Consider the following 8,662-nt stretch of genomic DNA (forward strand, 5'->3'; position numbering starts at 1 on the left):
CAATTATCCTCCATTATTAGTCGTGAAGCTGTTCCAAAAGGGGTATATTCATAGTCTTTCAAATACAAAACACCTACTTTGTAGCCAAGTGCTTTGTGTTAATCATCCAGGTATGCAAGACTAAGCATTAACTAATTAAAACGTTAGAAACCATTGCTATAACAAGATTCCCCAACCACATTATGCTATACTATTTCTATTATCGAAATATTTGAAAAGAGGGATGCTAGATGACAAATTTACAGCAATTAGATGCGTATTTTTCAGAACATCGCGAAGCACATTTAAATGAATTAAATGAATTTTTACGTATTCCAAGTATTAGTTCTTTATCAGAGCATAAAGGAGATATACAAAATGCCGCTGAGTGGCTAGCAAATGCTTTTAAAAAGCTAAATCTTGAGAATGTCTCTATTACGCAAACTGCAGGACATCCTGTTGTTTATGCGGATTGGTTACACGCAGAGGATAAACCAACTATTCTATTTTACGGTCATTATGATGTACAACCGGTTGACCCACTAAATTTATGGGAAACAGAGCCATTCAACCCAACAATCCGAGACAACAAACTATTCGCTCGTGGTGCTAGTGACGATAAAGGGCAAGTATTTATGCACTTAAAAATGATTGAAGCATTATTTGCGACAACTGGCACTTTACCAGTGAACGTGAAATTCATCTATGAAGGTGAAGAAGAGATTGGTAGTCCTAACCTTCCTGCCTATGTTGAAGAGCATAAGGAGAAACTGGCTGCTGACTTAATTTTGATTTCTGATACAGGTTTATATGGCCCTGGTAAGCCTGCTGTATGCTATGGATTACGTGGCTTAACAGGTGTTCAGATTGATGTTCGTGGTGCAAAAGGTGACCTTCACTCTGGTCTTTACGGTGGCGGTGTCCAAAACGCTATTCATGCATTAGCTGACATTCTAGCATCCTTCCGCGATGAGCATGGTACAATTCAAGTTGAGGGCTTTTATGATAAAGTTTTACCATTATCGGAAGAGGAACGTGAAGCTTACCGTGCGCTTGGTTTCGATGAAGAATCTGTGAAGGAAGAAGTTGGCGTGAAGGAATTATTCGGTGAAGCTGGTTATTCCTATTTAGAACGTACTTGGGCACGCCCAACACTAGAGATCAATGGTGTATTTGGTGGCTTCTCTGGTGAAGGCATTAAAACAGTGCTTCCTGCTGAGGCTGGCGCAAAAATCACATGCCGTCTAGTACCAAATCAAGAGCCTAATGAAATTGTAGCACTATTAAAAGCACATATTGAAAAACATAAGCCAACCGGCGTTGAAGTGACAATCTCTGAATTCGATAAAGGTCGCCCATTCTTAACGCCATTTGATCATCCATTTATCCAAGCTGCTGGTCGCTCATACGAAAAAGTATATAATGTGCCAACTGCTTACACACGTGGAGGAGGATCAATCCCTATCGTGGCTGCCTTTGATGAAATTTTAGAATTGCCAGTAGTGCTAATGGGCTTCGGCTTATCAAGCGAAAACTTCCATGCACCAAATGAACACTTCCATTTAGAAAACTTCGATAAAGGATTACGCGTTTTAAGTGATTATTTATTCGAGGTAGCTGAATTACAAAAATAAATTAAATAAATCCCCTCGTCCATTTTAAACGAGGGGATTTTACTTTTGTTATTCTCCAAAAATCGAAACGATATCTACTGATTTTTTACGTTCTTTCCCTTTTGGTACTTCATCAAAATAGCCAACTTGTAGCATCGCGATCACACGCTCACCCGGCTGAATCTTTAGAGCTTCACGGAATTTCGGGTTATCTAGGAACCCAGGTGTTTTCCAACATGAGCCGATTCCCTTATCCCAAGCTAGCAATTGTATATTTTGAATAAAAATGCTTGCCGCTGCGTAATCTTCTAAACGCTCTTTTTGTCGAGCATCCTCTGGAACGATGATAAAAGCATAGCCACCCGGTAATGTAAATTTCGTCATTTGCTTCGCTAAATCTTCACTTGAAAGCTCCTGCCATTTCGGTATCGTTAAATCACGCAATAAATTATGAAGACCATCTAACTCCTTACCACATGCAACAACTAAACGCCAAGGCTCTCGATTTCCATGATTCGGTGCCCACACTGCATCGTCAATAATGGCCAATAAGTCTTCACGATCCACCGGCTGTCCATTAAACTTTTTAATAGATCGACGCTCAATAATCGCATCCCTAATAGATAAAAATTGTTCGCTCATTTACTCTTATCTCCTTCTAAACACTACAATAATTAAGATTTATCTTCATTCGTAAGTGAAACGGTAGTTACAAATCTCTCTTGTACCGAAAGCAAAGCGACAGGTACAGAGGACTAGACTCCCTTCTCTGAAAGTAATGAGGTAAATTCAGATATAGTTCCTTTATTTGGTGTCCACATACCTACTGAATGAAAATAAAGCCTTCGGCGGATGTCACGGATTTTGTTATTACAATTCAAAACCGGACGCAATTACGCCAAGGCAAAATTAATATCTTCTATCTTTCACATTATCACAAAATGATGAGCTTTAACACTACTATCACCTTAAGCAAAACTATCCTCTATATGAATATAATGATAAGTCATGCTTGGCGTATAAGCCGTTGAATCTTCATAAAAATACGGTCGATTAATGCTATCTGAAGTGTGTGCGTTAACATATGGAATACCATTTTGGATACTTGTCACAATTACGGAATGATCAACTCTTCCATCCCCTTGGAAATCATAAAAAATGATATCTCCAAGTTCTAATTCTTCCGCAGATTGTACACGCCTACCCTTCAATCCCGTTGTCGAGCCTTCCAAATACCATCTAAGGGAATGTGCAACAGACCAGCTAAAGCTCCAATTTCCATGTTGAACCCACCAACCTTTCCCTCTATTTGGAGCCCCTCGCATTGGTGCTCCTCCAGCAAGTAAACATTGGGATATATAGTTCGTGCAATCAACAGTAAAATTCGGAAATGCTGGATTACGCCTGTTCCACCACAAGTTTGCATACTGTACAGCGGCCTGTCTGTTATACATTTTTGCCACGCTTCCCCTCCTTAAGTTCAACATATGTATAATGAGGGATTTCTATTAGCTAGGTCCTTATTCATAAAAATGTCGAATGTGGTCTTATTTGGCACTATCATTGCCAATTTTGAGATAGTTTTTGCTACAATAAGGGTAAGAAATTATAGGCTTTTATATTACGAATCAGAAGGGATGTTAAAATTGAAGCAGCATGCTGAGAAAGAAATTATACAACCTACTCTTTTATGCGATAAAAAAGGTAATTTAAATCCAGCTGCCATCGGATTTGCTCGTAAACCTCTCATAAACAGCAATTTAAGTGGCCATATCATGCGCAAAAAGAAATGGAATTATTGGTGTGTCTATGGCGATGAGATCATCTTCTCAGCTACTATTAGCCATCTAGACTACGCAGCGGTCTGCTTCGTCTATTTCCTTGAATATGAAACACAGCGCTACTTTGAAAAAACAATTACAATTCCATTTGGTGGAAAGTTAAAAATGCCTACACAGGTGCTAGATTCCGTATCCTTCAAAAATAGTGAAATGATGATTGATATGACATATGTACAAAATGAAACCCATCTATCCGTTTCAATCCCAGACTTCGATGGAGATGTTTTACGTGCAAAGCTTGTCATTCAGCATCCGCCTACAGATGAGTCATTAAATGTAGTCATCCCTTGGAACCGTAAAACATTCCAATTCACAGGTAAGCATCATATACTCCCCACTTCTGGGTTTGTGACGATTGGTAATCGCCGTTTTATGTTTTCTCCTGAGGAAAACTTCTCTGTCCTAGAATACAGCCGTGGCGTTTGGCCCCGTGAATCCACATGGACTTGGGGAATGGCCTCACAGCGAGTTCGAGGCAGACGAATCGGACTCAATTTAGGGGGTAAATGGACAGACGGAACCGGAATGACGGAAAATGCTGTTTTCGTAGAAGGTAAAATGACCAAAATACATGAGGATGTACTGTTCAATTATAATCAAGAGGATTTAATGCAACGCTGGAAAATTAAAACTAAATTCACGAACCAAGTTTCATTAACATTCTCCCCATTTTTCGAGCGTGTATCCGTCACAAAAGCTGGTCTCATAAAATCTGAAGTACATCAAATGTTTGGCTATTTCGACGGCTCCGTATTACTAGACAATGGCGAAACACTTGTCATCAAACAAATGCTAGGCAGTATCGAAGAAAACCGCGCAAAGTGGTAAGAACCAAAAATTAATCGCTTGCTATACTCTTCACATACTAGGATTTAACGCACTGATTCGCACACCTCAGCGCGTTAAATCCAAAAAAGCCCTTAATAGCGCCTTTTTCGGCGATTGGCGGTTTTATCCGCCGCTTCGACTGGTTCTATCCTCGTCAATCTATCGGGGCGTATTCTCGATTTTGGCTGGGCTATCCGCGACTTTGAACATTCTTTCCTTCTGTTGGGGCTATCCGAGATTTCGGCGGTTCTATCCACGATCGGCGGTTCTATCCACGGCTTTGACTATTCTTTCCGTCACTTCGATTCTTCTTTCCGTCGTTTTGACCATTCTTTCCGTCACTTCGACTCTTCTTTCCGTCGCTCTAATTTCTATCCGTCACTTCGGCCTTTCTTTCCGTCGTTCTGGACTTCCTATCCGTCGCTTTGACCATTCTTTCCGTCGCCCTAACTTCTATCCCCCGCCCCTGCCATTCAACCCTACAAATCAGTCAATCCTGATACTATCTTTTCCGGGTCGTCTGTAAATATTGCCTGTACACCGAGCTGCTGTAATTGCTTTGCATGCTCGACATCATTAACTGTATAGACACGGACAGTTGCTCCTTCATTAAGAGCTTCTTGAATGGATCTCCGAAATGCTGTAGGTAGGCTAACATGTATAGCATCTGCCGGTATTTGAGCTGTATAGCAGTTAAAATCAACTAAAATTTCTGCAAACAGTGCCGCTTTTTCAATATATGGTGCTCTTTGTGCCACGATCTGAATAGATTCATGATTAAAGGAGGAAATAATGACTCTTTCTGTCATTTGATATGCAGCGACCTCCTTAATTACAAGCGCTTCTATCCCGTTATATGGAAATATATCGGTTTTGAGCTCAATATTAATGCGGTGATGTGTGCCTGCAAATAGCTCTAAAACGTCTCCTAGAGTTGGTATACTCTCCTCTTCAAATTTAGAAGAAAACCATGAGCCATAATCAAATGCACGGAGCTCTTGTAACGTGTAATCCTTTACGTAGCCAGAGCCATTAGATGTGCGATCGATCGTTTCATCATGAATAACGACTAACTCCCTATCCGCTGTTAAATGAACATCTAGTTCAATCCCTGTAATCGAAAGCTTTGATGCTGCCACAAAAGCAGCCATAGTGTTTTCTGGGTAATGTGCTGAAACGCCTCTATGGGAAAAAATGTCCAAATTTGATAACCTCCTATTTCGCCCAACTTTCAACTCAGGCGGGCCATTAAAATTTCGATTTCTCTTCTTTCTTAATAAGCCTATTACAATTTCACTTGATGGTAAATATTATATATAGTAGTATGAGAATCTACTTGAAAATGTAAGTACTTAGGAGGTGCTAAAAATGACTGCACAACATCCAGATTTTCAGGCTGAAGTGGAGCGACTAGCTTACACTAAAAATTACATGCAGCAAATTTTAAATGAATCACAAAGAGGTTTGCAATCTGCTCAGGAGAATATTCGTAAGTCTATGGCAGATCTTGATTATTTAGATTCAAGTTTGGGCTATATTAATATCTTAGCAAATGCTCGTTTCTTTGAAATGGCCCGAAACCAAAAGGAAGGCTTAGAAGCTATTCAAAAAAAGCCTTACTTTGCCCGAATTCATTTCCAAAAGACAGGGGATCCTGAAGAATTTCTTTATATCGGAAAAACGTCGTTGTTTCATCGAGAAACCCATGAGCCTATAATAGTCGATTGGCGTTCACCGGTAGCAAACGTCTATTATGATGGTCGCCTTGGGGATATGGAATATGATGTTCGTGGAGAAATCCATAAGGGACATCTATTTGCCAAACGCCAATATAAAATTAATGATGGTGAATTGCTCGATTTACGGGATATTGATTTAACAACAAATGATGAATTACTGCAAGAAGCGTTAGCTGGAAAAGCAGATGTGCGTTTAACAGAAATCGTCTCCACTATTCAAAAGGAGCAAAACGAAATTATACGAGCACATCTTCGTCAGCCAATTATCGTACAAGGTGCTGCTGGTAGTGGAAAAACAACAATTGCCCTACACCGAATATCTTACTTCCTTTACACGATGGGCGAGCATTTTAACCCTGAGCAGCTCATGATTTTAGCACCGAATAAGTTATTTATCGATTATATTGGTGATGTTTTACCAGAGCTTGGTGTTGATAAAATTTGCCAAACAACCTTTTCCGATTACGTTCTAGCCGCGACGAAGCTTAAATTGAAACTTCAAAACCCAAATGAGCAGTTAGAATCTCTTGTTGCAGGAGAACCCCAACAGGTAGCTTCGTGGATATCTGAAATGAAGGGCTCGCTTTATTATCGAGATGTAATAGAACGATACGTTCAAAAAATAGAGCAGGAAATTGCCAACCAATTTGAGGATGTTTTCATAGAAAAATACTGCATTATGCGTGCCTCCCATTTAAAGAAGCTATTTTTATATGAATTTTCTTATATGCCGATTGAAAAACGACTAGCACATATTAAAAAAGTGCTAGCAAGCCATGCTCGTCAAAAGAAACAGGCTATTTTAAATACACTTCATAAAAAATATGATGAAGCACTTGGCAGAGCACTTGATGGATTTCGTGATGATGACAAACGGCGTCGGGTTGTCACGAAGTTTATTGATGAACGTGATGAACGCATACCTGCCATTGAAAAAGAGGCAAAATCAACAGCAACAGTTTATATGCGACGCTTTGCTAAACATAACATCAAGACTCTCTATCGTACTCTCCTAACAAATGCTGAGCTTTTAGCAGAGCTTGCTCCAGAATGGCATTATCTTGAGCAACAGCAATTTTTACAGGCACATACTAAAGAACAATGGGCGCTTGAAGATTTAGCTGCACTGTATTATTTACAAGCTCGTATAAAGGGCATTCCTGATGAATGGAAAATGCGAGTCGTTTTCATCGATGAAGTACAGGACTATAGTTTATTTCAGCTTGCTACTTTAAAAACTGGCCTTGAAACAGATATGTTTACAATGGTCGGTGATTTAGCACAAGGAATTCACAGCTATCGTTCTCTTACTGCCTGGGAACCTGTCCAAAATCTATTTCCTAGAGCAAGCTTTAGAACACTGCAAAAAAGCTATCGAACAACAATCGAAATTATGGAGGTCGCTAACAAAGTCTTAGCTCAAATGGATGAACAGCTTCCATTAGTAGAGCCAGTAGTTCGACATGGTAATGTCCCTACCTTTATTCAAGCTCAATCATTTGATGCCTTGCAAATAAAGGAAATTTTTGAAGCCATTCGCGCCAATGGACATCATTCCGTTGCTTTAATTTGCAAAACGACCGCAGAGGCAAAAACAATGCAGCAAGCATTGCAGGACGAAAAAATTGCTTCTCAGCTTCTTACTGAAAATGAATCCATCAATCAGCAATTATTGCTCGTTGTTCCGAGTCATTTAGCAAAGGGCCTTGAATTTGATGCTGTGATCGTAGCTGCCTTCGATACACCCTTCTACGATACGAAGGTCGATCGCAAGCTACTTTATGTTGCACTCACTCGAGCCATGCACGAGCTTTATTTAATTGGTCCAACAAAAAATACATTTCTATTAGAAAATGAACAGACATTATAATTGCGCTTTCGCTGACTGAAAGAAGATAAAAAAGTCGCTATTAAAGCGACTTTTTTTGCATCGAACATTTAACTCATTTATCGATTCCGAGGCGGTATACGATAAAACCTCCCTCTGGATAAGTACGCTTTCACAACTTTCCACCATGACCTTGGTGCTTCCCTTGGAGGAGACTTCTTTTTAGGTAATGCCGGCATGCGCATGATAACGACTCCTTTCATAGGCTTACTAATACTATATGAAGATAGTTACAAATTTATGATAAAAAGGATCCCAATATCTTACTGTGAATCCTCGGTTCATTCGTAAAATACATGGCGGAATCTTAGCCATTTCTTGTACTGTTTTTCACTTATCCACAATAAAAAGAGAGATGCATCAAATATATGATAAATCCCTCCTTTTCACGTTCTAAAAACCAAGTATTCAAATATACACTGTATTGTGCACATGTTAAGTTTTCACTTTATTGTCTGCCAGAGCGGTAATATACTCACTCGCCAGTCGATGGATTGTTCTTGAAAAGTGAGCTTTGTCCAAGCAGTTGATATTCAGAAATTAAGGCTGCTTTTGTTTCAAAGTGCTGGTGTCGTGCATTAGCTTTAAAGCAATTGAAGTTAGTCTACTAATAATAGGACTAAAAATTATTTATTTTCACACACAAAAAAGCCGAGGAATAAATCCTCGACTTTTTTAGGTGCCTAGCGACGTCCTACTCTCACAGGGGGAAGCCCCCAACTACCATCGGCGCTAAAGAGCTTAACTTCCGTGTTCGGTATGGGAACGGGTGTG

6 protein-coding genes and 1 rRNA gene are annotated in these 8,662 nt (G+C 39.7%); 3 read left to right on the forward strand and 4 right to left on the reverse strand.

Features of this window, described 5'->3' with window-relative positions:
* Window positions 1–230: 230 nt before the first annotated feature.
* Window positions 231–1,613, forward strand: coding sequence for a dipeptidase (locus ACIQ7N_RS18890; RefSeq protein ID WP_402934943.1), 1,383 nt, complete (start codon window positions 231–233; stop codon window positions 1,611–1,613).
* Between the two features lie 48 nt (window positions 1,614–1,661).
* Here the strand turns inward: ACIQ7N_RS18890 and ACIQ7N_RS18895 are convergent, their stop codons facing one another.
* Window positions 1,662–2,234 carry a nitroreductase family protein gene (locus ACIQ7N_RS18895; protein WP_402934946.1) on the reverse strand — a complete coding sequence of 191 codons (573 nt, stop codon included), beginning with the start codon at window positions 2,232–2,234 and terminating at the stop codon, window positions 1,662–1,664.
* Window positions 2,235–2,560: 326 nt separating this feature from the next.
* Complete coding sequence (locus ACIQ7N_RS18900; RefSeq protein ID WP_132360098.1) at window positions 2,561–3,055, reverse strand: amidase domain-containing protein; 495 nt, start codon at window positions 3,053–3,055, stop codon at window positions 2,561–2,563.
* A 183-nt stretch (window positions 3,056–3,238) separates the two neighbouring features.
* On the opposite strand from ACIQ7N_RS18900, the gene ACIQ7N_RS18905 reads away from it, so the two are divergent.
* Window positions 3,239–4,261, forward strand: coding sequence for a DUF2804 domain-containing protein (locus ACIQ7N_RS18905; protein WP_248719122.1), 1,023 nt, complete (start codon window positions 3,239–3,241; stop codon window positions 4,259–4,261).
* A gap of 479 nt (window positions 4,262–4,740) precedes the next feature.
* Here the strand turns inward: ACIQ7N_RS18905 and ACIQ7N_RS18910 are convergent, their stop codons facing one another.
* Window positions 4,741–5,463, reverse strand: a complete 723-nt coding sequence (locus ACIQ7N_RS18910; protein WP_402934949.1) for a glycerophosphodiester phosphodiesterase — start codon at window positions 5,461–5,463, stop codon at window positions 4,741–4,743.
* A gap of 166 nt (window positions 5,464–5,629) precedes the next feature.
* On the opposite strand from ACIQ7N_RS18910, the gene helD reads away from it, so the two are divergent.
* On the forward strand, window positions 5,630–7,870 hold the full coding sequence (gene helD / locus ACIQ7N_RS18915) for an RNA polymerase recycling motor HelD (protein ID WP_402934952.1): 2,241 nt from the start codon (window positions 5,630–5,632) through the stop codon (window positions 7,868–7,870).
* 699 nt (window positions 7,871–8,569) lie between these two features.
* Here the strand turns inward: helD and rrf are convergent.
* Window positions 8,570–8,662 (reverse strand): 5S ribosomal RNA (gene rrf, locus ACIQ7N_RS18920); the annotation flags it as partial.

Source organism: Lysinibacillus sp. NPDC095746 (assembly GCF_044763535.1).
Lineage (GTDB): Bacteria > Bacillota > Bacilli > Bacillales_A > Planococcaceae > Lysinibacillus.

Bases quoted from the DNA above. Each gene is read 5' to 3' on its own strand.
- ACIQ7N_RS18895 (WP_402934946.1), bottom strand. From the start codon at position 2,234: ATGAGCGAACAATTTTTATCTATTAGGGATGCGATTATTGAGCGTCGA.
- ACIQ7N_RS18890 (WP_402934943.1), top strand. From the start codon at position 231: ATGACAAATTTACAGCAATTAGATGCGTATTTTTCAGAACATCGCGAA.
- helD (WP_402934952.1), top strand. From the start codon at position 5,630: ATGACTGCACAACATCCAGATTTTCAGGCTGAAGTGGAGCGACTAGCT.